The sequence below is a fragment of the Streptomyces sp. NPDC047525 genome (genome assembly GCF_040643025.1).
GTDB classification, from domain to species: Bacteria; Actinomycetota; Actinomycetes; order Streptomycetales; family Streptomycetaceae; genus Streptomyces; species Streptomyces durmitorensis.
In genome coordinates this window covers 169,902-193,091 of sequence record NZ_JBEYTL010000006.1, presented here as the reverse complement: position 1 = coordinate 193,091, position 23,190 = coordinate 169,902, and the positions used below count along the sequence as shown (strand labels likewise).

The window sequence follows — 23,190 nt, the reverse complement described above, 5'->3', positions numbered from 1 at the left end:
CTGTGCTCCTCTCGGCTGCCGCGCCATAAGCTGCGCGGTCGATCAACGCAACGCCGCCGTCCAGGTCGTTCGCGTTCCCCGGGAGGAGCACACATGGCAGAACAGCGCCGTTCGGCACAGGAGGACGAGCCCGAGGAGCCGGGCCGCCGCAGGGTCCTCGCGTATCTGCTCGCGGCGCCGACACTGGCCGTCGGCGTACGGCTCGGCGTCGACTCGGCCGGCGGGGAGTCCGCCGAGGCCGTTGTTCCGTCACCGCCGCAGCCCGAGAACCTGCTCGACCTGGGCGACCTGCAGAACCTGGCGGCGGCGCCGACATCGGGCCTGATCTCCGTCCAGGTGCACGCGGACGGCACCGCGTCGTTCGCGGTGCCCCGCGCGGAGGTGGGCCAGGGCATGACCACGGCGGTCGCGATGATGATCGCCGAGGAGATGGACCTGCCGCTCGCCAAGGTCAAGGTCACACTGGCCGACGCCCGCCCCGAGCTGATGATGAATCAGCTGACCGGCGGCTCGAACTCGATGCGCAGCATCTACCGCCCCGTGCGCGTCGCGGCGGCCGTCGCCCGGCAACGCCTCGTCTCGACGGCCGCCGGGCAGTGGGGCGTCGCGGCGTCCGAGCTGTCCACGAAGGACGGCGTCATCTCGTACGGCTCCGCGAAGAGCGCCACGTACGGCTCGCTCGCCAAGGCCGCGGCCAGCGCCCATGTCGTGGCGGCGTCGGCGCGGTTGAAGGAGCCGTCGGAGTTCACCGTCATCGGCACCCCGCGAAGCCGTGTCGACGCGCTGGCCGCCGTGACCGGCCGCAAGACGTTCGGCATGGACCTTCAAGTCCCCGACGCCAAGCCGACGATGGTGCGCAGGCCGCCGACGATCAACGGCACCGTCGTCTCCGTCGCCAACGCCGAAGCGGTGCGCGCCATGCCGGGCATCACCGATGTCGCGACCGTCAGGCACGGGGTGGCGGTCCGGGGCGAGACGTTCGGCCAGTGCATCGACGCGCTCCGGGCGCTGGAGGTGAACTGGGGCCCCGGCACGGTGGACAAGGAGTCGGACGACACCGTCCTGGCCAAGCTGAAGAAGGCCGCGCTGCCTCTCGTCGTGCCCCCGCTCCTGACGAAGAAGGTCGAGGCCGAGTTCACCTTCGCGTTCGCCAGCAACAGCCCGCTGGAGCCGGACAACGCGATCGCCGACGTGCGCTCCGACCGGGCCGAGATCTGGTCGAGCCTGAAGGTGCCGATCGTGGCGCAGCGCGAGATCGCCGCTCAACTGGGCCTGCCCCAGCGGGCCGTGACCGTGCATGTGGTGGAGGGCGGCGGGTCGTTCGGGCGGCATCTCTTCCACGACGTGGCCGCCGAAGCCGCCGAGATCTCGCGGAAGATGGGCAAGCCGGTCAAGCTCTCGTGGTCCCGTACGGACAACTTCCGGCAGGGCCGCACCCACCCCATGTGCATCTCGCGGGTCCGCGCCACCTACGCCCTCGGCAATGTCCTCAGCTACGAGCAGCGGCACACCAGTTCACGGACGGACTTCGGCCACGGCCTCGGTGAGGTGCTCACGTCGACGGCCGCGAAGCTTCCCGTGGTGGGCAATCCGACGTTCGCCCAGACCATCTTCCAGCTCACCCAGTCCTCGCCCTACCACTTCGGCGCCACCACGCAGCTCCTGAACGAGGTGCCGCTGAAGTTCAACACGGGCAGCATGCGCAACATCTACTCGCCGAACGTGGCGTGTGCGCGGGAGCTCGTCGTCGACCGGCTCGCGGCGAAGATGGGCAAGGACCCGGTGGAGTTCCGCCGCGAGTTCGTCAAGGAGAAGCGGCTGCGCGCCGTCCTGGACAAGGCTGCCGAGGTCGGCGAGTGGGGCAGGGCGCTGCCCTCGGGCGTCGCGCAGGGGATCGCGCTGCACGCCGAGTACCGGGGAGCGGTCGCCTCGCTCGTCGAGATCGACTGCCGTCCCGAGACGGTGAACCGCGAGGTCAGGGACGGAGTCACCGGGCCGCGCGTCACCAAGGCGCTGATGGTCGTGGACGCGGGCTTCGCCATCAACCCCCGCGGCATCGAGGCCCAGATGATGGGCGGGATGAACGACGCCATCGCCATGGCGCTCACCTCCAGCCTGCACATCAAGGACGGCATCCCGCTGGAGGGCAGCTGGGACAACTACTTCTACACGCGCCAGTGGAACACCCCGCCCGAACTGGACGTCGTCGTGATGGGGACGACCACCGGAAAGCCCGCAGGCGTGGGCGAGTTGGGGGTCGCGCCCGCGTTCGGCGCGATCGCCTGCGCCTACGCGCGCGCCACGGGGACGATGCCGACCAGCTTCCCGATCAACCACGGCACGCTCTCCTTCGAGCCGCTGCCGCTCGAACCGTCCACACCGCAGTCCCCGACCGACGGTCTCGACCGTGCCTACTGACTCGCCCGTGCCTACTGAGGAGCCTTCCGTGCCGCGCCACACCTTCAAGCTCAACGGCGAGCAGATCACCGTCGAGGCGGAGGACGACGTACGCCTCCTGTGGGTCCTGCGTGACCTGCTCGGCGTGACCGGGCCGAAGTACGGCTGCGGTCTCGGCGTCTGCCAGGCCTGTACGTCGCACATCAACGGCAAGGCGTTCAACCCCTGTTCGGTGCCGGTGTCGAAGATCGGCACCGACGACGAGGTCACCACCATCGAGGGCCTGCCGGGCACCGTCGGCAAGGAGCTGCACCCGATGCAGGAGGCCTGGCTGGAGCTGGATGTCTCGCAGTGCGGGTACTGCCAGCCGGGCCAGATCATGGCCGCCGTCGCCAAGGTAAGGCAGGCCGCCGCCGCTGGTCGTGAGATCAGCGACGGCGACCTGGACGAGATCCGCAACATCTGCCGGTGCGGTACGTACACCCGGATCCGCGAGGCCATCAAGGCCGGGGCGAAGCGGATGTGAACTCCCTTGCCTCCACGGCGGGTTCCGGCGCCTGCGCGGCGTCGGGGCCCGCCGCCGCGCGCCGGGCGGGGAAGCCGTGCCCGCGGGCGGCGAGCATGCCCGGGTGTCCGCCGCCTCATGTCCCGAGCAACGCGTCGAGCCCCGCGGCCAGTTGCTCCGGCCCGCCCTGCCCGTCCAGGGAGATGGCGGTGGCCCGCAGCCGCGGGAACTCCTGGGCGGGCATGCGGTGCAGGCCGAGCCGGAAGGCCGGGTCCGGTTCGCCCGGCTCGTCGTCCATGGCCCGCAGTTCGACGAGGAGATAGCCGAGCAGCCACGCCGTGAACGCCCGGTGGACCTGGACCGAGCGGCGGTCGCCCAGACCGGCGTCATGGAGCAGGGCCAGGATGCGCTCGTCACTGCGCAGCACGGCAGCGGGGCGGCGGGCCAGCGGGGTGGACAGCAGGCGGGTGGCGAGCAGCGGGACCATGTTCGGGTGCCGCTGGGCGACGCGGTAGGTGGCGAGTGCGATGCGGTGCAGCTCCCGTCTCCAGTCGTCGGCCTGGGGCTCGGCTTCGGGCTCGGCTTCGGGCTCGGCTTCAGGCTCGGCTTCGGCTTCAGGCTCGGCGGCGACTGCGGGCTCGGCAGCGGCCAGATCACCCTCCAGCTCCTGGCAGAACGCCTCGACCAGGCCGTCGAGCAGAGCCCCCTTGCCGGCCGCGTACCGGTACAGGGCCATCGCCTCCACCCCCAGCTCCGCGCCGAGCTTGCGCATGCTCAGGCCCGAGAGCCCGTCGCGGTCGACGACGTCCAGGGCCGTGGCCAGGACGCGCTCCCGGCTGAGCCGTCCATAGCGCCCCCGGTCGCTGGCGCGCCGTCCCTCGGTCGCGGCCGCCCCTTTCCCCTTCGGCTTGTCCGCCGCCTCTTTCGGCATGTCCGCCGCCTCCGCCTCTCTGGCCCCCTTGACCTCAGGGAGCATCGGGTGCAAAGTCGTACATATACGACGTAAACGTACGTAGTCAGCGTACAGCGTCAGACCTCTCAGGAGCGTCTCGCCATGACGCACAGCGAGCCGATGTCGGCGGATCTGGTCCAGGTGGAGCGCGAACTCGCGCGGATGTCGGACGGCAACGTCGTCCGCGTCACCGCCGGCGGCCCCGTCTTCGGACATCCGTTCCCGGTGCGCACCGTCCGGCCGACGACCTTCGTGCCCGCACTCCCCCGGCGCGACCGGGCCGCCCTCATGGTGATCGCCGCGGGCTGGGCGCTGAGCTTTCTGTGGTTCTGGGTCTGGTGGCTGCAACCGGAGCACCGCGTCGGCTGGGCGGGCCTGATCGTCAACAGCGCCCTCCTGCTCTACCTCACCGGCCTGCCCTGCTACTTCTTCGTCACCGCCCTGCGCCTGCGCCGCGTCGACCCGGATCTTCCGGTGCCCGCGCTCCCGGTCGCCTTCGCCGTGACCCGCGCCCCCTCGGAACCGTGGCCCACCGCCCGGCAGACGCTGGAGGCGATGCTGGCCCAGGACTTTCCGTACCCCTACGACGTGTGGCTGTGCGACGAGGACCCCACCGAGGAGATCACCGGCTGGTGCCGCACGCACCGGGTGCGGATGTCCTGCCGCCGCGGCGTGGACCCGTACCACCGCAGCGACTGGCCGCGCCGCACCCGCTGCAAGGAAGGCAATCTCGCCTACTTCTACGACAACTGGGGCTACCGCTGCTACGACGTGGTCGCGCAGCTCGACTGCGACCACGTGCCCGCGCCGACCTACCTCTCCGAGATGGTCCGCCCCTTCGACGACCCCGCCATCGGCTACGTGGCAGCGCCCAGCATGTGCGACGCCAACGGCGCGGTGTCATGGGCGGCCCGGGGGCGGCTGCACCGGGAGGCCGTCTGGCACGGCGCGGTGCAGCTCGGCCACAGCGACGGTCTCGCCCCCATGTGCATCGGCTCCCACTACGCCGTGCGCACCCGCGCGCTGCGGGACATCGGCGGCCTCGGCCCGGAGCTCGCCGAGGACTTCTCGACCACGTATCTGCTCAACTCGGCGGGCTGGCACGGTGCGTTCGCCATCGACGCCGAGGCGCACGGGGACGGACCGCTCACCTTCGCCGACATGATCACGCAGGAGTACCAGTGGTCGCGGAGCCTCACCACGATGCTCCTGGGTCTGCTGCCGCGCCATCTGCGCCGGCTGCCCCTCCTGCTGCGGCTGCGCTTCGCGTACGCCCTCGCCTACTACCCGCTCCTCGGCCTGATGATCACCGCAGGACTCACCCTGCCGCCGATCGCCATACTCACCGGCCTGCCGTGGATGAACGTCAACTACTTCGACTTCCTGATCCACTTCTGGTCCATGCCCGTGTGGCTGCTCCTGACCCTGTACCTGATGCGTCGCCGCGGAATGCTCCGCCCGCGCACCGCCCCGCTGATCAGCTGGGAGACGTGGCTGTTCGCGCTCGCGCGCTGGCCGTTCGTCATCCTCGGCCTGTTCGGCGCCGTCGGACAGAAGCTGCACCGACGGCCCGTGACCTTCAAGGTCACACCCAAGGACACCGGCGGACCCCGGCCGCTGCCCGCCCGGCTCATCCTGCCCTTCGTCGCACTGGCCGTCTCCCTGTCCTCGATCGCCCTGATCGGCGAGCTGACAAGCCCCTCGGCCGGCTACGTCTTCCTCTGCCTGCTCGCCGCCACGACCTACGCGGCCGTCGCCCTCGCCATCCCGCTGCTCCACGTGCGGGAGGCGGCACGGGCCGCGGACGTCCGCTTCACCCGCGCGCTGGCGCCCGCACGGCTGCCGCTGGCCCTCGGCCTCCTTGCGACACTGCCGGTCGCCACCGCCCTCGTCTTCTACCCGGCGTACGCCGCCGCCGTCCTGAGCTGGTGAACGGCCATGAGCGCACCCTCCACGATCCTCGTCACCGGCGGTGCCGGCTTCATCGGAAGCCACACCTGCGTCGAACTCCTCGACCACGGCTACGAATTGATCGTGATCGACGACTACTCCCACAGCACCCCGCAGGTCTTCACGCGGGTGGAACGGATCGCCGACCGCTTCGTCGGCGCCGTCTATGAGCTGGACATCCGTGATCGGCGCGCCCTGTCGGCCGTATTCGACCGCCACTCCGTGGATGCCGTCGTGCACTTTGCCGCGCACAAGGCCGTGGGCGAGTCGACACGGATGCCCATCGAGTACTACGACACCAACGTCGGCGGCACGACCGCGCTGCTGCAGGTCATGCGCGAACACGGCGTGCACCAGCTGGTGTTCTCCTCCTCCTGTTCCATCTACGGCGACGCCGGGCGCGGGCCGCTCGACGAGTCGACCCCCGCCGGGCCCACCAATCCGTACGCCGCCTCCAAGTGGATGTGCGAGCAGGTGCTCGCCGATGTCTGCGCACGCTGCCCGGAGTTCACCGTGCTCGCGCTGCGCTACTTCAACCCCGTCGGCGCCCACCCCAGCGGCCTCCTCGGCGAGGACCCGGGCGGCGTCCCCGACAATCTGATGCCGTACGTGGCGCAGGTCGCCGTCGGACGGCGTGAGCGGCTCCCCGTGTTCGGCGACGACTACCCCACGCCCGACGGCACCGCGATCCGCGACTACCTCCATGTGATGGACACCGCAGAGGCCCACCGCATCGCCCTGGACCACCTCGCCGACGGACCGGGCCTGCGGGTTTTCAACCTCGGTGTGGGCACGGGCCGTTCGGTCCTCGACGTGGTCTCCGCCTTCGGCGCGGCCTGCGGCAGGGCCATCCCGTACCAGATCATGCCGCGCCGCCCCGGCGACGTCACCGAACTCGTCGCCGACGCGGGCGCGGTGGCGCGCGCCTGGGGCTGGCGCCCCACCCGGGACCTGCACGACATGTGCCGGGACGCATGGCGGTTCCAGCAGCTCAACCCCCATGGATACGCCGGTCCCGGCCGGCACATCAACAGCAAGCACCACAGCCCGTGAGGCACGACCCGTAAGGAGCGACGTCATGCGGATGACAGTGATCGGCACCGGTTACGTGGGAACGGTGCACGCCGCGTGCATGGCCGACATCGGCCACCAGGTCCTCGGCATCGACATCGACGCCGAACGGATCGCATCCCTGTCGGCGGGCCGGGCGCCCATCCACGAGGACGGACTCGACGAACTGCTCGCCAGGACCGTCGCCTCGGGCAGACTGCGCTTCTCCACCTCGCTCGCCGAGGGCGCCGCGTTCGCCGGGACGCACTTCATGTGCGTGGGCACCCCGCAGCGCCCCGACAGCAAGGCGGCCGACCTCCGGTACGTGGACTCCGTCGTGGACGGCCTGGCCCCGCACCTGCGGCCCGGCAGTCTGATCGTGGGCAAGTCGACCGTGCCGGTGGGCACGGCGGCACGGCTCGGCGAGCGCCTCGCCGACATGACGCCCGGCACGGAGGTCGCCTGGAACCCCGAGTTCCTGCGCGAGGGATCCGCCGTCGAGGACACCATGCGTCCCGAGCGGCTCGTCGTGGGCGTCACGTCGCAGCACGCCGAGGCCGTGCTGCGGGCGATCTACGCGCCGATGATCGCCGCCGGAGTGCCGTTCTTCTGCACCGACCCGGCGACGGCGGAGCTGGTCAAGGTGGCGGCGAACTCCTTCCTCGCCACCAAGATCTCCTTCATCAACGCCATGGCCGAGGTGTGCGACGCCGCGGGTGCCGACGCATCGGTCCTGGCCAGGGCCATCGGCGCGGACTCGCGGATCGGCCCCCGCTTCCTGGCACCCGGGCTCGGCTTCGGCGGCAGCTGCTTCCCCAAGGACATCCGGGCCTTCGCCGCCCGCGCCGAGGAGATCGGCGCCGGTGAGGCCGTGGCGTTCCTGCACGAGGTCGACCGGATCAACACCCGGCAGCGGCAGCGGACCGTCGAGCGGGCCCGCCGTCTGCTCGGCGGCTCGTTCACCGGGCGCAGGATCGCCGTGCTCGGCGCGGCGTTCAAGCCGGGCAGCGACGACGTCCGCGACTCGCCCGCCCTGGTCGTGGCCGCGGCCCTGCACCAGCAAGGCGCGGAGGTCCGCGTGCACGACCCGGAGGCCGTCGACAACGCGCGCGCCGTCCACCCCGAGCTCGCCTACGCCCTGGACGTCGACAAGGCGTGCGAGGACGCCGACCTGGTCCTGCATCTGACCGACTGGCCCGAGTACCAGGACATCGACCCCGCCGCGCTCGCCGCGCTGGTGCGCTCCCCGGTCCTCCTGGACGCGCGCAACAGCCTCGACCCGCGGTCCTGGTCGGCCGCCGGCTGGGCCGTGCACGCCCCGGGCCGGCCGCGGCTCTCCCCGCCCGTCCCTTCCCAGGCCAAGGTGGCCGCGCTCGCCGGAGGTGCGTCATGAAGGTCGTGGTGACGGGCGGCGGCGGATTCGTGGGATCCCATCTGTGCGAGGCCCTGCTGCGCAGAGGAGACACGGTCTGCTGCCTGGACAACTTCTGCACCGGTGAACCGGAGAACGTCGCCCACCTGCGCGGCGCGCCCCGCTTCCGGCTGATCCGCGCCGACGTGACGGAGCCGTTCGACGTGCCGGGCCCCGTGGACGCCGTCGCCCACCTCGCGAGCCCCGCGTCCCCGCCGGACTACCACCGCCTCGCCCTGGAGACCCTGGCCGTCGGCAGCCGCGGCACCGAGAACGCCCTGCGCCTGGCGCAGCGGCATGGTGCCCGCTTCCTGCTCACCTCCACCAGCGAGGTCTACGGCGACCCCGAGGTCCACCCGCAGCCCGAGGAGTACTGGGGCCACGTCAATCCGGTCGGCCCGCGCAGCGTCTACGACGAGGCCAAGCGGTTCGCGGAGGCGCTCGCCATGGCGTACCGGCGCAGCCTCGGCGTCGACGTCGGCATCGTACGGATCTTCAATACGTACGGTCCGCGGATGCGGCCGCACGACGGGCGCGTGGTCTCCACCCTCGTCCGCCAGGCCCTGGCGGGCAGGCCGCTGACCCTCTACGGCGACGGCAGCCAGACCCGCAGTTTCTGCTACGTCGACGACCTCGTCCGGGGTCTGATCGCGATGCTGGACAGCGACCGCAGCGGACCGGTGAACCTGGGCAACCCGAGCGAGCGCACGGTCCGCGAGCTCGCGGAGCTCGTCCTGCACATCACCGGATCGCCCTCGCGCATCGCCTACCGCTCGCTGCCCGTCGACGACCCGACCCGCCGCCGCCCGGTGATCAACCGGGCCGTGGAACAGCTCGGCTGGATGCCGCGCGTCCCCCTCGACGAGGGGCTGCGGCGCACGGTGGCGTGGTTCGCCACGCGGTCCGGACCGCCGCTCACGCGGATACCGGTGGAGGCCTGATCCCCATGCGCAGGAAAGCCGCCACCGCCGCCGCCAGGCGCTGCACCGGCCCTGGCGTCCTCACCGCCGCGGTCGTGCTGATCGGCGCGAGCGGCTGTGCGGCCACGCCCCACTACGCGCCCGAGACGAAGGCCGGCACGTACTACGTCAGCTCCGAGGGCGACGACCAGAACGACGGCTCGTCGCCCGGTCAGGCCTGGCGGACCCTCGCCCGTGCCGAGCGCGTGGCGCTCGAACCCGGCGACCGGCTGCTGCTCGAAGGCGGCGCCCGGTTCACCGGCACCATCACCCTGAACGACACCGAGGCGGGCAGCGCGGACCGTCCCGTGGTGGTCGGGTCGTACGGCGAAGGGCGGGCGACCGTAGAGGCCGAGGACTCCCCCGGCATCTCCGTGCACAACACGGCGGGCGTGCAGATCCGTGATCTCACCGTCAAGGGGGACCGCGCCGCCTACGCCCGCGACGGCGGCATCAACCTCTACGCCGACCGTCCGGGCGGCGGAAAGCTGGACCGTGTCTCCGTCTCCGACGTCACCGTCTCCGGATTCCAGGTGGGCATCGCGGTCGGCGGCATCGAGAAGGGCAACGGATTCAAGAACGTGACGATCCGTCAGGCACAGCTGCACGGCAACAAGGACGCAGGTCTCCTGACGTACGGCCCCCAGTTCGACCCCGGCCAACCCGCCTACGCACACGAGGACTTCGACATCTCGGACGTCGACGCCTACCGCAACAGCGGTGATCCCGAGGCGGTCGAGCGCCACACCGGCGACGGCATCATCCTCGGCGCCGTGCGCCACGCCACGGTGCGCGACTCCAGCGCCCACGACAACGGATCGGCATCGGCGACCGAGGCGCCGTCGGGTCCGGTGGGCATCTGGGCCTACGACGCCACGGACGTGCTCCTGGAGCACAACACCGCCTACCGCAACCACACGGGCTCCGACGTCGACGGTGCCGGGTTCGGATTCGACGAGAACGTCTCGGACTCGACGATCCAGTACAACCTGGCGTTCCACAACGACGGCCCCGGCTTCTACGCCTACACCCGCAAGGCGAACGGCGCGCACACCGACAACACGATCCGCTACAACATCACGTCCGACGACGGCCGCAAGCTGCCGCGCTTCGGCGGACTCGCCGTCTACGGCCACGATGTGCGCAACCTGCGGATCTACCAGAACACCGTGGTCATGACGGCTCTGGAGAACGGAAAGAGCGGTCCCGCCCTGCGCCTGATGGACGGCCAGACGGGCGTCACCGTGCGCAACAACACCTTCGTCACCGACGGCTCCCCGCTGGCCCTGGTGGACCGCGGCCTCACGGCCAAGAACGTCCTGGTGCAGGGCAACAACTACCGTGCGCCGCAGGGACAGTGGGCCCTGCAATGGGGCGACCACGCCTACACCGGCCTCGACGCATGGCGGAAGGCAACCGGCCAGGAACGCGTCGACGGAGAGCCGTCCGGCCTGACCGTCGACCCCTGCTTCGCCGGGGGCGAGCTGCCCGCCGTCGAATCCCCCGGCGACGCGCCCCGGCTCGCACCGGACTGCGCCGCCCTCGCGGACAAGGGCCTCGACCTGCGCAAGCTGTTCGGCATCGACCCCGGTTCCGTCGACTACTTCGGCCGCACCGTCGGTACGCCTCCGCCGGTCGGGGCCGCGCTGCCCGCGCCGGACTAGAGCCGGTTGAAGATGCAGGCGTCCACCGCCCGTGCCTACGATCGAGGGAGCGAGACCCCAGGTTGACGCGTTTCTCGGCCGGGTGTCCCTGCCACGCAGGGAGGCGCTTTGCCATTGCTTCGGGCACATCCTCGGGGACACCTGCGCGCCCATCGGCTCATGGCCGCCTACCTCGCCCTGGTCGCCGTTCTCACCGCCGTCTACATGACGCTGCCGGGCCTGCGCGCCCCGCTCTGGGCGCTCATCGGGCTCGGCGGCGTCGCGGCCGTCCTCATCGGGGTGCACGTTCACCGCCCCGCGCACCGCTGGCCGTGGTGGGTCCTTGCGGCCGGGCTGTTGGCGTTCGCCGCGGGCGACACGTACTACAACGTGGTCGAGCAGTACTTCCAGGCGTCGAATCCCTTCCCCTCCCCGGCGGACGCCTGCTACCTCGCGGTGTATCCGCTGCTCGCGGCGGGCCTCTTCGGCCTCGTCCGCTACCGCTGGGCGGGCCGCGACCTGCCGAGCCTCCTGGACGCGCTGATCATCACCGGCGGGCTCGCGCTGCCCGTCTGGGTCTACCTCGTCCAGCCGCTCACCGAGGTCGAGGGCCTGACCTGGCCGCAGCGCGCCATCAGCATCGCCTACCCGCTGGGTGACGTGCTGGTCCTGGCCCTCCTGGCCCGGCTGCTCACGCCGGGCTTCGTGACCGGTCACAATCCCGCCGTACGCCTGCTCGTCCTCGGCACGCTCACCCTGCTCGCCTTCGACATCGCGTACGGGATTCTGCAGCTCAACGGCCTGTGGCAGGCGGGCACCCTGCTGGACACCGGCTGGATCGTGTTCTACACGGCGTGGGGCCTCGCCGCGCTGCACCCCTCGATGGTGGAGCTGACCGCCTACACGCATCAGCGCCAGACCCTGCTCCCGCCGCCGCGCAGGCTCGTGCTGCTCGCCGCGGCCACTCTCATCGCCCCGGCGATCCTGTTCGCGGAGGGCCTGCTCGACAGCGCCCATGACGCGGCCGTGATCGCCGCCTTCTCCGGCACGCTGTTCCTCCTGGTGATCTTGCGGCTCGCGGGCATGGTCGTGGTGCACCGCAAGGCCGTGGACCGTGAGCTCGCGCTGCGCGGCGCGGCCTCGTCGCTGGTGTCCGCGATCACCACCGAGGAGATCGCCGAGACCTGCGAGACGACGGTCGCCGCGCTGTCCGGTCCCGACACCCGCTCGTGGACCCTGATCCTGGAGCCGGGCGACGCACCACCGGCCCCCTACGCCGCCCTCGGCCTGCGCCGCACGCATCTGGTGCAGGCCGCCGACCTCGGCCCGGAGATCACCGCCCGCTTCGGGGCCGAGCAGCATGCGCTGGTGTGCCCGATGATCCAGCGCGACCGCCCGGCCGGGGAGGAGCCGCCGGGTGTGCTGATCACGGGCGGCTCCGAGAAGCAGCTCACCGAGATCTGGGGCTCCCTGGAGATCCTCGCCTCGCACGCGGGCCTGGCGAAGGAGCGCATCACACTGCGCCAGGAGATCATCCGAAGGGAGAGCGAGGCGTACTTCCGTACCTTGGTGCGCAACGCCTCCGACGTCATCCTCATCGTCGACGACGACGACACCGTCCGGTACGCCAGCCCCTCCGCCCAGGCCGTCTTCGGGGACGCCCCGCTGATCGGTGCGGAGCTGCCCGCGCTGGTGGACCCGCGCGACAGCGACCGGGCGGCGCGGGTACTCGCGGCCATGCGCAGCGGCGCGCGGCACGAGCCCCACGACTACTGGTGGATGCCCCGGGACGGCGGGCGCATCGAGGTGGAGGTGCGGTGCAGCGACCTGCGCGAGGACCCGACCGTCCGCGGGCTCGTCGTCACGCTGCGGGACGTGACGGAGCAGCGTCAGCTGGAGCACGAGCTCACCCAGCGGGCCTTCCACGACGCGCTGACCGGCCTTCCCAACCGGACGCTGCTCCTGGAGCGCATCGAGCGCGCGCTGCTGCGAGGCCGCCGCGAGTCGGCGCTGACCTGCGTGCTCTTCATCGACCTCGACGACTTCAAGGTCGTCAACGACACGCTGGGGCACTCGGTCGGCGACCGGCTCCTGACCGCGGTGGGATCGCGCCTCTCGCGGTCGCTGCGCCGCAGCGACACCGCGGCCCGCCTCGGCGGCGACGAGTTCGCCGTCCTGATGGAGGACGCGAAGCGGCCCGTCGACGCCGAGATCCTCGCCGCGCAGGTGGTGCAGGCGCTCAGCAGGCCGTTCCACCTGTCCGGCGACAGCGTGAGCGTCTCGGCGAGCGTGGGCGTGTCCACGGCCGCGGACAGCGCGAGCGCCGAGGAACTCCTCGCCCACGCCGACCTGGCGCTGTACGCCGCCAAGGCGGCGGGCAAGCGCCAGTGGCGCCGCTTCCAGCAGCGGCTGCACGTACGCATGAGGGAGCGGCACGACCTGCAGGCGGGCCTGGACCGGGCCATCGCCGACGAGGAGTTCGCGCTGCGCTATCAGCCCGTCGTGGACATCAGCGCGAACGGCGGCCGGGCGGGCGGTGCGGCGGGCGCGGCCGAGATCGTCGGCTTCGAGGCCCTGGCCCGGTGGCCGCACCCCCGGCGCGGCCTGGTGCCGCCACAGCAGTTCATTCCGCTCGCCGAGGAGACCGGGCACATCACGCCGCTGGGCGCCTGGGTCCTCGGCAACGCCGCCGCGGACATCGCCGGCCTGCAGGGCGTGGGGCCCTCCCGGGCCCGTCGCCCCTACATCAGCGTCAACGTGTCCGCGCGGCAGTTCCGTGACGCGGGCTTCCTCGACGAGGTGCGCAAGGCCCTGGACACGCCCGGACTCGCCCCGGGTTCCCTGCAGCTGGAGCTCACCGAGTCGGTGCTGATGCGGCGGGACGGACAGATCCAGGCGGTCATGCAGGCGCTGAAGGACCTGGGCGTGCGGATCGCGGTCGACGACTTCGGCACGGGCTTCTCCTCGCTGCGCTACCTCCGCGAGTTCCCCATCGACGTACTCAAGATCGACAAGACGTTCATCGACGACATCACCGACGACGCCCGGCAGCTCGCCCTCGTCGAGGGAATCGTGCACCTCGCCGACACGATGGGCCTGCAGGTCATCGCCGAGGGGATCGAGCAGTCCGCGCAGCGGGACCTGCTGGCCGGGATGGGCTGCGGGTTCGGGCAGGGCTATCTCTTCGCACGGCCGCTGACGGCCGAGCAGGGGGAGCGGCTGCTGCGCCGGCGCCGGGGCGACAACGGTGCCGCCACGGGGCCCAGGGCCGCGCGGGGCGGCCGGGTCGTGCCTGCCGCCCCCGCTGTCGCAGTCGCCGTCACCCCACCGGCCGCCCCGACCGCCCCGATCTCCTCGGAGAGGCAGAGCACCATGAGCGAACCGGACACCGAACTCCTGGAAGCACCGCGCGATCCGCGCTGGGGCGATCTCGACCACCTGCGGCGGACCAGCCCGATGAGCGACTGCGTCCTGGACGAGGTCCGCGGCCGGCACATCCGCAGCGGGGACCACTGGCTCATCGACTTCGCCTCCTGCAACTACCTGGGCTTCGACTGCGATCCGGAGATCATCGACGCCATCGAACCCGCCGTACGCCGCTGGGGAACGCACCCCAGCTGGTCCCGGCTGCTCGGCAGCCCCCGGCTGTACCCCGAGATCGAGGAGCGGCTCGCCGCGCTGCTCGGAGCACCCGACACCCTGCTGCTCCCGACGGCCACGCTGATCCACTCCTCGGTGATCCCCGTCCTCGCCGGCAAGGGCGAGGTCTTCGTCGAGGCCACGGCGCACCGCACCGTGTACGACGGCTGCGTGGCGGCCCGCGGGCAGGGCGCCACCCTGCGGCGGTTCCACGCGGAGCGCCCCGACGAACTGGCCGCCCTGCTGCGGGCGGCGCCCCGCGGCGCGGCCCGCCTGGTCTGCGTCGACGGCGTCAACAGCATGAGCGGGAACATCGCCGACGTACCCGAACTTGCCGGGATGTGCCGGGACTTCGACGCCACGCTGTACATCGACGACACCCACGGATTCGGCGTCATCGGAGAGCGCGGCGCCGACGAACCGTGCCCGTATGGACTGCGCGGCAACAGCGTCGTACGGCACACCGGCGAGACGTACGACAACATCGTGCTCGTCGGCGGCTTCTCCAAGGCCTATTCGTCGCTGCTCGCCTTCCTCGCCCTGCCGTCCTGGCTCAAGGACCATCTGAAGGTCTCCACCGCCCCCTACCTCTACTCCGGGCCCTCGCCCACGGCCTCGCTCGCCACCGCGCTCGCCGGCCTGGAGGTCAACGACCGGCGCGGCGACGCCATCCGCGCCGATCTGCACCGCAAGACCGTCCGGGTGCTCGACCACGTGGCCGGGCTCGGCGTCGACACGCTCAACTCCGATCAGCTGCCGATCGTGGAGATCCCCCTGGCCGACGGATCCGACCTGGACGCGGTGGCCGGATTCCTGTGGGAGCAGGGCATCTACGTGACCCTGGCGGCCTATCCGCTGGTGCCGCACGACCGGGTCGGCTTCCGCGTGCAGCTCACGGCGCTCAACTCGGACGAGGACATCGACCGGCTCAACGCGGCCCTGACGCGCCTGTCCGAACGGTTCCCGCTGCGACCGGGGAGCTGACACCCCATGGCTCCGACCCGCAACGACGACGTGGACTGGGACAGCTGGCCCGTGCAGGACTATCTCGGCGAGAACTACCGCGAGCTGCATCCGTCCGACGCCGCGGTCATCGCCCACCACTGCGCCTTCTACCGGCAGTTCGCCCCGGGGAGCGCCGCACGCTCCCTGGAGTTCGGGGCCGGGCCCAACCTCTATCCGCTGATCGCCGCCGCTGCCGCGAGCCGCCGCGTCGACGCCGTCGAGGCGAGCGCGGCGGGCGTCGCCTATCTGACCCGGCAGCTCGAACAAGGGCCGGACGAGAGCTGGTTGCCGTTCCACGCGCTGTGCCGCCGCCTCAACCCCGATCTGCCGCCGACGCTTGTGGAGGCGCTCGCGGGTGTGCGCGTCGTGCACGGCGACATCAGGGCGCTGCCGCCCGGGACGTACGACATCGCGTCGATGAACTTCGTGGCCGAGGGCGTCACCGAGGACTTCGCGGAGTTCACGGACTTCTGCCACCGCTTCGTGCGCTCCGTCGCGCCGGGCGGACATCTCGTCGCGGCGTTCATGGAGAACATGCCGACGTACCGCATCGGGCCAGCGTCGCGCTGGCCCGGCTGCCCGGTGAACCCGGCCGTCGTCACCGAGGTGTTCGCCCCGCTCACCGAGCGCCTCACGGTCACGAGGATCGACGCCGACCCGACGCTGCCGGACTACGGAGACTCCGGAATGGTGCTCCTGACGGCGGCGAGGCGCGGTGCGTGACCCCGCTCCTCAGGCGCCCGCCTCCTGGAGTGCGAACGCCGTCTCCACCAGCGCGATGTGGCTGAACGCCTGCGGTGCGTTGCCCAGTTGGCGACGGCCGTCCGGATCCCACTGCTCCGCGAGCAGGCCCACGTCGTTGCGTACGTCCAGGACGCGCTCGAAGGTCTCGCGCGCCTGCCGGAGGTGGCCGGTCGCCGCGAGCGCGTCGGCGTACCAGAGGGAACACGCCACGAACGTGCCCTCGGATCCATGCATTCCGTCCACGTCGGGCGTGCCCCTGCCGTCGTGTGCGTACCTCCGCACGAACCCGTGGTGGTCCAGTGCCTCCATCGCCCGGACGGTGTCGCGCACGCGCACGTCGTCGGGGGGCAGGAAGCCGACCTTGGGGATCAGCAGGGCCGACGCGTCAAGGGCGGGCGATCCGTAGGCCTGCACGAACGACCTCCGCCCGTCGTCCCACCCCTCGCGGCACACCTCCCGGTGCACCGCGTCCCGCATGGCGCGCCACTCCCCCGCGGACTCGTTCCTGCCGAGCAGCTCGCCCATGCGCAGGGCTCGGTCGGCGGCGACCCACGACATGACCTTGGAGTGGACGAACTGCCGCCTGCCTCCCCGGACTTCCCACAGGCCCTGGTCGGGTTCACGCCAGTGCTCGCGCAGATGGCTCATCAGGGATTCCACCAGGCTCCACAGGTGGGGCTGCATCGGGATGCCCGCCCGCAAGGACAGGTAGAGCGTGTCGAGAACCTCGCCGTAGACGTCGAGCTGGAGCTGATCGACCGCGGCGTTCCCGAACCGTACGGGCCGCGACCCCTCATAGCCGGGCAGCCACGGCGCCTCGGCCTCCGGCAGCCGCCGCTGTCCCGCCACCCCGTACACCGCCTGCAGACCGGCGGGGTCTCCGGCCACGGCACGCACCAGCCAGTCGAGCCAGGCCGTCGCCTCGTCGCGGTAGCCGCTGCGCAGCAGGGCGGACAGGGTCAGCGTGGAATCGCGCAGCCAGCAGAAGCGGTAGTCCCAGTTGCGCTCGCCGCCGACGCACTCGGGCAGGGAAGTCGTCGGTGCCGCGACGATGCCGCCCGTGGGCGCGTAGGTGAGGGCTTTCAGCGTGATCAGCGAGCGGGTGACGGCCTCCCGCCAGGGGCCCTGGTAGCGGCACTGGGCCGTCCAGCGCCGCCAGAAGTCGCCGGTCGCCTTGAGTGCCGTCTCCGCCGGGACGCTCAGGGGCGCGGGCGGATCGGGCAGATGCGAGGGCGCCCACACGAGCTGCAGCGTGAGGCGCTGGCCCGCCGATACGGTGAAGTCAAGGACGGTGGAGGCGGTGTGGTCGCCGCCGCGTATCTCCATCGGGCCATCGGCGCTCAGCCACAGGCTGTCCGGCCCGGCCACGGCGACCGTGCAGTGCTCCTGGGCCCGCACCCACGGGATGACGCGGCCCTGGTTGAAGCGCGGCCGCAGTTCGCTGCGCATGGCCACGGCGCCGGAGACGCCCTCGACGACGCGCACGATGCAGGGCAGCTGTGCGCGGGGCGGCATGAAGTCCGTGACGCGAACGGCACCGGTGGGGCACTCCCAGTGGGAGTCCATGACCAGGGTGTCCTGGCGGTAGGCCCGCCGGTCGCACGGGCCTGCGCCGACGGGGGAAACCCGCCAGAATCCGTTGTCCGCCGTGCCGAGCAGCGCGGCGAAGCAGGCCGGTGAGTCGAAGCGCGGCAGGCAGAGCCAGTCGATCGACCCGTCCGTGCCGAGCATGGCAGCGGATTCCAGGTCACCGATGAGGGCGTAGTCCTCGATGCGTGCGTTCATGATCGAGTCACGCCGTCATGCACATTGCCGCCCTTCCAGTGTACGGCGGGCAGGCGCTGCACGGCGGGCGCGCAGCCGGGCCTGGGGCCTGGGCTCAGGACCCCGCCCTCGGCACCACGAGCCCCGATTCGTACGCCGCGACCACCGCCTGGGTGCGGTCGCGCAGCCCGAGTTTGGCGACCGTCGACCTGGACCAGCTGCCGATCGGACCGCGGGCGGGGATCGGGGTGCTCGCCGCGTACGCGGGCGCGGCGCTCGTCGCGGGTGGGGCGCTCGTCGCGGGCGCGGCGGTGCTGCGGATGCGGGACTCCTGAGGCGTTGCGCGGGCCGCTTGCCCCCATGGACAGCGCCCGAGCTGCTGTGATCTCATCCGTCCGGGCGGATCGATCGACCTTCGGCGTGGATCGACGGACCTGCCACGCCGGTCAGCAGGCGATCCCTGCGTGCGGCGTGTGACCGGCCACCGTCCTGGCCCGCGCGCCCGTGGGCCGGTCATTGCACGCCTCCGCTCAGGCCCGAAAGACCCCCACACATGCAGAAGACCAAGTCCGCGCTCTGGGAATTCCTCCAGGGCCTCGGCAAGACGTTCATGCTCCCGGTGGCCCTGCTCGCGTTCTGCGGCATCATGCTGGGCATCGGCTCGTCGCTCTCCAGCGAGGCCGTCACCGACAATCTGACCTTCCTCCAGGGCGAGGGGTTCCACCTCGTCTTCACGTGGATGGCCAGCACCGGCCTCGTCGCCTTCAAGTTCCTCCCCGTGATGTTCGCGATAGCCATCCCGCTGGGCCTGGCCCGCGAGGACAAGGGCGTGGCGGCGTTCTCCGGTTTCGTCGGGTTCGCCGCGATGAATCTGGCGGTGAACTTCTACCTCACCGCCAAGGGCGTCGACTTCGATGACAACGATGCCATCGCCCATTACGGCATCGCCGACGTCATCGGCATCCAGTCCATCGACACGGGACTGCTCGGCGCCGTGGCCGTTGGCATCGTTGTCAGCGTCCTGCACCGGCGCTTCCGTGGCCAGCGGATGCCGGACGCGCTTGCCTTCTTCGGCGGCCTGCGGTTCGTGCCGATCATCTCCACGCTCACGCTCAGCGTGCTCGGCCTGCTGATCCCGCTGGTGTGGCCGACGTTCAACGGCTGGATCACGGACCTCGGGCGCGCGATCGGTCACGCGGGCGTCTTCGGCCCGTTCTTCTTCGGCATGGGAGAGGTGCTGCTGCGCCCGATCGGCCTGCACCACATCCTCGTCGCGATGTTCCGCTTCACGGACGTGGGCGGCTCCGGCGCGGTGTGCGGAGACAACGTCTCCGGCGCGCTCAACCTCTTCTACGCGCAGCTCAACTGCTCCCACGCGCCCAACGAAGCGGTCACCAGCGCCACCCACTTCCTGTCCCAGGGCAAGATGGCGGTCTACCTCGGCGGGCTGCCGGGCGCGGCCCTGGCGATGTACCACTGCGCGAACAAGAAGATGCGCCCCGAGATCAAGGCGCTCCTGATCTCCGGCGTCGTCGCCTGCGTGGTCGGCGGCATCACGGAACCGCTGGAGTTCCTGTTCCTGTTCATCGCGCCGTGGCTGTACTTGATCCACGCCGTGCTGGTCGGCCTCGGGTTCCTGACCGCCGCCGTGCTCGGTGTGTTCATCGGCAACACGGACGGCAATGTCATCGACTGGCTCGTCTTCGGCGTTCTCCAGGGCACGACCACGAAGTGGTACTTGATCCCCGTCATCGCGGCGGTGTGGTTCGCCGTGTACTACTTCCTCTTCCGCTGGGCCATAGTCCGCTTCGACCTCAAGACGCCGGGCCGCGACGAGTTGGCGACGGAGGAGGCAGACGCGGAGGGCTCCGGCCCGGTCGGGACCGAGAAATCTGGCACCAAGGAGGCTCCGCGCGAGCTGATCGCCGGAAAGTACGACGCGGTGGCGATCCTGAAGGCGATCGGCGGCGCCGAGAACATCCAGTCGCTCGACAACTGCATCACGCGCCTGCGCATGACGGTCGCAGACGCCGAACAGGTCGACGAGACCCGCCTCAAGAAGCTCGGCGCGGTCGGCGTCATCAAGCTCGACGCGCACAACGTGCAGGTCATCATCGGCCCGCAGGTGCAGTCGGTGAAGGACGCGATCGCGTCGCTGGTAGGGGTGGGCTGAACAGTGCACCACCCGTCACGCGCCGACCAGTCCTGCGACGCCTTCGACTTCGACACCCCCGTGGACCGACACGGCACCTGGTGCACGCAGTGGGACTACGTGGAGGACCGCTTCGGCGTCCCCGGCCTCCTGCCCTTCACCATCTCGGACATGGACTTCGAGACGGCACCCGAGGTCCTGTCCGCACTGCGCGGCCGCCTGGATCACGGTGTGCTCGGCTACTCCCGCTGGCGCCAGGACGACTTCCTCTCGGCGATCGTCGACTGGTACGGCACGCGCCACGCGACCGAGGTGACCCCGGAGTCGATCGTCTACGGCCCGTCCGTGATCTACCAGATCTCCCGGCTCCTGGGACTGTGGTCAGCCCCCGGCGACGGCGTCGTCGTCCACACGCCCACGTACGACGCGTTCCCCAAGACCATCGCCGCGAACGAGCGGCGCCTGCTCGGCTGCCCGCTCGGCGACTGGGCCGCGCTGGAACGGCTGCTCGCGCTGCCCGACACGTCGGTCCTGCTCCTGTGCTCGCCCCACAACCCCACGGGCCATGTCTGGACGGAGGCGGAACTGAACCGCATCGCGGGACTGTGCGCGCGGTACGGCGTCGCGGTGATCAGCGACGAGATCCACTCGGACCTCGCACACCCGCCGCACGTCCACCGCCCATGGGCCCTGCACGGCGGCCTCGACGAGCGGTGGGCGGTGGTGACGTCGGCGTCCAAGTCCTTCAACATCCCGGCCCTGACCGGCAGTTACGGAATCATCGGCGACGCCGCCACGCGCGAGGCGTACCTGCGCCACCTCAAGGAGGCCGACGGCCTGTCATCCCCGGCGGTGCTGTCGCTGGTCGGACACATCGCGGCGTACCGAGAGGGAGCCCCCTGGCTGGAGGCACTCGGCACCTACCTCCGCGGCAACCTCCAACTGGTCGCCGACCACCTCAACAAGGCGTTCCCACCCCTGAACTGGACTCCGCCCCAGGCCGGCTACCTGGCCTGGATCGACGTACGCCCCCTGGAAGTGGACGACGAAGCACTGCAGCGCGAACTCATCGAAACGCAAAAGGTGGCCATCATGCCGGGCACCCCATACGGCTCCCCAGGCCACCTGCGCCTGAACGTGGGCTGCCCTCGGGCCAAGGCCGAGCGGGGGGTCACCGCGCTGATCGAGGCGGTACGGGCGGTTCAGAGGAGGGCCGACGCTGCCTGACGGCCCTCATCGCACAGGTTCACTTTCCTGGGCGAGCAATACCGAGATCCTTGACAGGGCCTCAGCGGAAGGAAGCGCCTTCATCGATAGTCTGGATGGACCCACGTCTTCGCTTCACGAGAGGGAGGCCCTGCCACACGGAACGGCTTTCCGCCGTCCCGAAGAGGAATACTGGCTTCCTCTCCACCGATCAAGACCTCAAACTCGCCGGTCCATTCGTACACGGATCCTGGCGTACTCACCGTCACCACCAAGTTGATCTCCGCAGCATCACCCTTGCCTATATTGATACGAAGGCTGTCGATCTCCTTGGCGTCTTCATCATAGAACTGAAGTTCGAATGGAATTTTGTCGACCACTATTGATGCACCTCTTACAACTATTCCATTCCCACCCTCGCAAGCGGTCGCGACAGTGCGCGCAGGGAGATCAAGTTTTCTTGCTTTAACGTTGATCCCCGTGATGACCATAGATTCCGGTCGCTCACTGGTCAGATATGCGCGAATGTGATCACCGATAGGCACCCCGCGAATCGAGTCCGATTCGAGCCAGTCGCCAAGCTCTTCACTGCACGCTTCCGCTCCGACCGGGGCCGTCAATTGATCTATTGGCCGAGAAACGTAATACCTGGTCTCAACGCCACTTGCGATTATATTGCTCTCCACTTTCACTTTGGGGCTCGGCAGCTCTCCCTCTTGCCGCGGCCAGACGCCGGATGGCCAGAGAGCCACAGCAAGGCTGGCAACGGTCAGGACCGCAACAAGCGTTCCAAGCACCTCTGCGATGCGAAGGGATTTCCCCTTCGAACGCTCGGCATGCATCTCCCTGGTGGCACGTCGCGCATTCCTCATACGGTTCCCCCGATCGCGACACGTCCGCAGCAGCTTGAAGCGAAGCGCGCTCATGGCTCTACCCCTCTTCAGGAAAGGATGCCACTGGCATGCCATGCCGGCCAGAGCCGCGCAGATATCCGGTGAGGTGCGACCTGCCCGAACGTCGATTCCAGAACGCGCCAGTTGATAACTCGTCGGCGGATGCTCCTCGTTCGTTTGCGCGTTACTCATACGCCCCAAAATCTTGATGCGTAATGCACGTCACGCTGCACCAGAAGCCCACCCTCGCGGGAGCGGTGCAGCCGCCGGCGTACACGCAGATCCCTCTGCCACTGCGATCGAGCGCCGCGCCAGGGTGGTTGGCCTGGTCAGCGCTTCGACGTCGGACGCGCCGGACTGTGCCATTGGTACAGTCACGAGGTTCATCCCTCGTACCCGGGAGACCCCGCACCATGGCCGTCGACGAACTCGACACCCGCATCCTGCGTCTCCTCCTGGAGCAGCCCCGCACCAGTGTCCGTGAGTACGCGCGTGTGCTCGGTGTCGCCCGCGGGACCCTGCAGGCCCGGCTCGACCGGCTTGAGCGGGGTGGAGTCATTACCGGGACGGGGCCGTCCCTCTCTCCTGCCGCGCTCGGGCATCCCGTGCTCGCCTTCGTGCACATCGAGGTCACTCAGGGGCATCTGGACGAGGTGGGCGATGCGCTCGCCGCCGTGCCGGAGATCATCGAGGCCTTCTCGATCACGGGTGGCGGCGATCTCCTGACCCGCGTGGTCGCACGGGACAACGGCCACCTGGAGGACGTCGTCCAGCAGCTGATCCAGATGCCCGGCGTGGTCCGTACCCGTACGGAGATGGCCCTGCGCGAGCGCGTCCCGCACCGGCTGCTGCCGCTCGTCGAGTCGATCGGGCGGGCCTCCGCGGCGCAGAAGTGATCCTGGTGCCCGTGCGGCGGTGAT

The 23,190-nt window shown here is 70.5% G+C and carries 15 protein-coding genes and 1 pseudogene; 12 read left to right on the top strand and 4 right to left on the bottom strand.

The genetic code is table 11. From position 1 onward, the window contains the following. Positions 1 to 93 precede the first annotated feature (93 nt). Both ABZ833_RS19020 and ABZ833_RS19015 read left to right on the top strand, forming a co-directional pair. A complete protein-coding gene (locus ABZ833_RS19020; RefSeq protein WP_361047971.1) occupies positions 94 to 2,418 on the top strand; it encodes a molybdopterin cofactor-binding domain-containing protein in 2,325 nt (774 codons plus the stop codon). Between the two features lie 28 nt (positions 2,419 to 2,446). Beyond that, positions 2,447 to 2,923: a (2Fe-2S)-binding protein gene (locus tag ABZ833_RS19015; RefSeq protein WP_361047968.1), complete on the top strand. Its 477-nt coding sequence runs from the start codon at positions 2,447 to 2,449 to the stop codon at positions 2,921 to 2,923. Positions 2,924 to 3,038: 115 nt separating this feature from the next. Here the strand turns inward: ABZ833_RS19015 and ABZ833_RS19010 are convergent, their stop codons facing one another. Beyond that, positions 3,039 to 3,833 carry a TetR/AcrR family transcriptional regulator C-terminal domain-containing protein gene (locus tag ABZ833_RS19010; RefSeq protein WP_361047965.1) on the bottom strand — a complete coding sequence of 265 codons (795 nt, stop codon included), beginning with the start codon at positions 3,831 to 3,833 and terminating at the stop codon, positions 3,039 to 3,041. Positions 3,834 to 3,956: 123 nt separating this feature from the next. Between ABZ833_RS19010 and ABZ833_RS19005 the strand changes: the two genes are divergently transcribed. The 7 genes from ABZ833_RS19005 (at position 3,957) to ABZ833_RS18975 (ending at position 16,234) form a co-directional block, all read left to right on the top strand. Further along, the gene (locus ABZ833_RS19005) at positions 3,957 to 5,786 is read left to right on the top strand and encodes a glycosyltransferase family 2 protein (protein WP_361047962.1); all 1,830 of its coding nucleotides are present in this window, start codon (positions 3,957 to 3,959) and stop codon (positions 5,784 to 5,786) included. Positions 5,787 to 5,792: 6 nt separating this feature from the next. Beyond that, on the top strand, positions 5,793 to 6,857 hold the full coding sequence (gene galE / locus ABZ833_RS19000; protein WP_361047960.1) for a UDP-glucose 4-epimerase GalE: 1,065 nt from the start codon (positions 5,793 to 5,795) through the stop codon (positions 6,855 to 6,857). A 25-nt stretch (positions 6,858 to 6,882) separates the two neighbouring features. Next, positions 6,883 to 8,247, top strand: coding sequence for a UDP-glucose/GDP-mannose dehydrogenase family protein (locus ABZ833_RS18995; protein WP_361047957.1), 1,365 nt, complete (start codon positions 6,883 to 6,885; stop codon positions 8,245 to 8,247). After that, complete coding sequence (locus tag ABZ833_RS18990; protein WP_361047955.1) at positions 8,244 to 9,206, top strand: UDP-glucuronic acid decarboxylase family protein; 963 nt, start codon at positions 8,244 to 8,246, stop codon at positions 9,204 to 9,206. Before ABZ833_RS18995 ends, ABZ833_RS18990 begins: the two co-directional genes overlap by 4 nt. A 5-nt stretch (positions 9,207 to 9,211) precedes the next feature. Continuing rightward, entirely contained in the window at positions 9,212 to 10,888 is a 1,677-nt protein-coding gene (locus ABZ833_RS18985; protein ID WP_361047953.1) for a right-handed parallel beta-helix repeat-containing protein, read from the top strand. A 159-nt stretch (positions 10,889 to 11,047) separates the two neighbouring features. Then, positions 11,048 to 15,490: an aminotransferase class I/II-fold pyridoxal phosphate-dependent enzyme gene (locus ABZ833_RS18980; RefSeq protein ID WP_361047950.1), complete on the top strand. Its 4,443-nt coding sequence runs from the start codon at positions 11,048 to 11,050 to the stop codon at positions 15,488 to 15,490. Between the two features lie 6 nt (positions 15,491 to 15,496). Next, a complete protein-coding gene (locus ABZ833_RS18975; RefSeq protein WP_361047947.1) occupies positions 15,497 to 16,234 on the top strand; it encodes a class I SAM-dependent methyltransferase in 738 nt (245 codons plus the stop codon). A 9-nt stretch (positions 16,235 to 16,243) separates the two neighbouring features. Here ABZ833_RS18975 and ABZ833_RS18970 read toward each other — a convergent pair whose 3' ends face one another. Continuing rightward, on the bottom strand, positions 16,244 to 18,040 hold the full coding sequence (locus ABZ833_RS18970; RefSeq protein ID WP_361047944.1) for a glycoside hydrolase family 15 protein: 1,797 nt from the start codon (positions 18,038 to 18,040) through the stop codon (positions 16,244 to 16,246). A 94-nt stretch (positions 18,041 to 18,134) separates the two neighbouring features. Then, a pseudogene (locus ABZ833_RS18965) lies at positions 18,135 to 18,221 on the bottom strand (DNA-binding response regulator); the annotation flags it as partial. A 351-nt stretch (positions 18,222 to 18,572) separates the two neighbouring features. Between ABZ833_RS18965 and malX the strand changes: the two are divergent. Together malX and ABZ833_RS18955 are read left to right on the top strand one after the other, a co-directional pair. Beyond that, positions 18,573 to 20,192 (top strand): maltose/glucose-specific PTS transporter subunit IIBC, encoded by a 1,620-nt coding sequence (malX, locus tag ABZ833_RS18960; RefSeq protein ID WP_361047941.1) that lies wholly within the window; start codon positions 18,573 to 18,575, stop codon positions 20,190 to 20,192. A 3-nt stretch (positions 20,193 to 20,195) separates the two neighbouring features. Then, positions 20,196 to 21,398, top strand: coding sequence for a MalY/PatB family protein (locus tag ABZ833_RS18955; RefSeq protein WP_361047938.1), 1,203 nt, complete (start codon positions 20,196 to 20,198; stop codon positions 21,396 to 21,398). 80 nt (positions 21,399 to 21,478) lie between these two features. Here ABZ833_RS18955 and ABZ833_RS18950 read toward each other — a convergent pair whose 3' ends face one another. Beyond that, positions 21,479 to 22,303, bottom strand: a complete 825-nt coding sequence (locus ABZ833_RS18950; protein ID WP_361047935.1) for a hypothetical protein — start codon at positions 22,301 to 22,303, stop codon at positions 21,479 to 21,481. A 380-nt stretch (positions 22,304 to 22,683) separates the two neighbouring features. Here ABZ833_RS18950 and ABZ833_RS18945 point away from each other — a divergent pair, with 380 nt between their 5' ends. Further along, entirely contained in the window at positions 22,684 to 23,166 is a 483-nt protein-coding gene (locus tag ABZ833_RS18945) for an Lrp/AsnC family transcriptional regulator (RefSeq protein WP_361047932.1), read from the top strand. Positions 23,167 to 23,190: the final 24 nt, after the last annotated feature.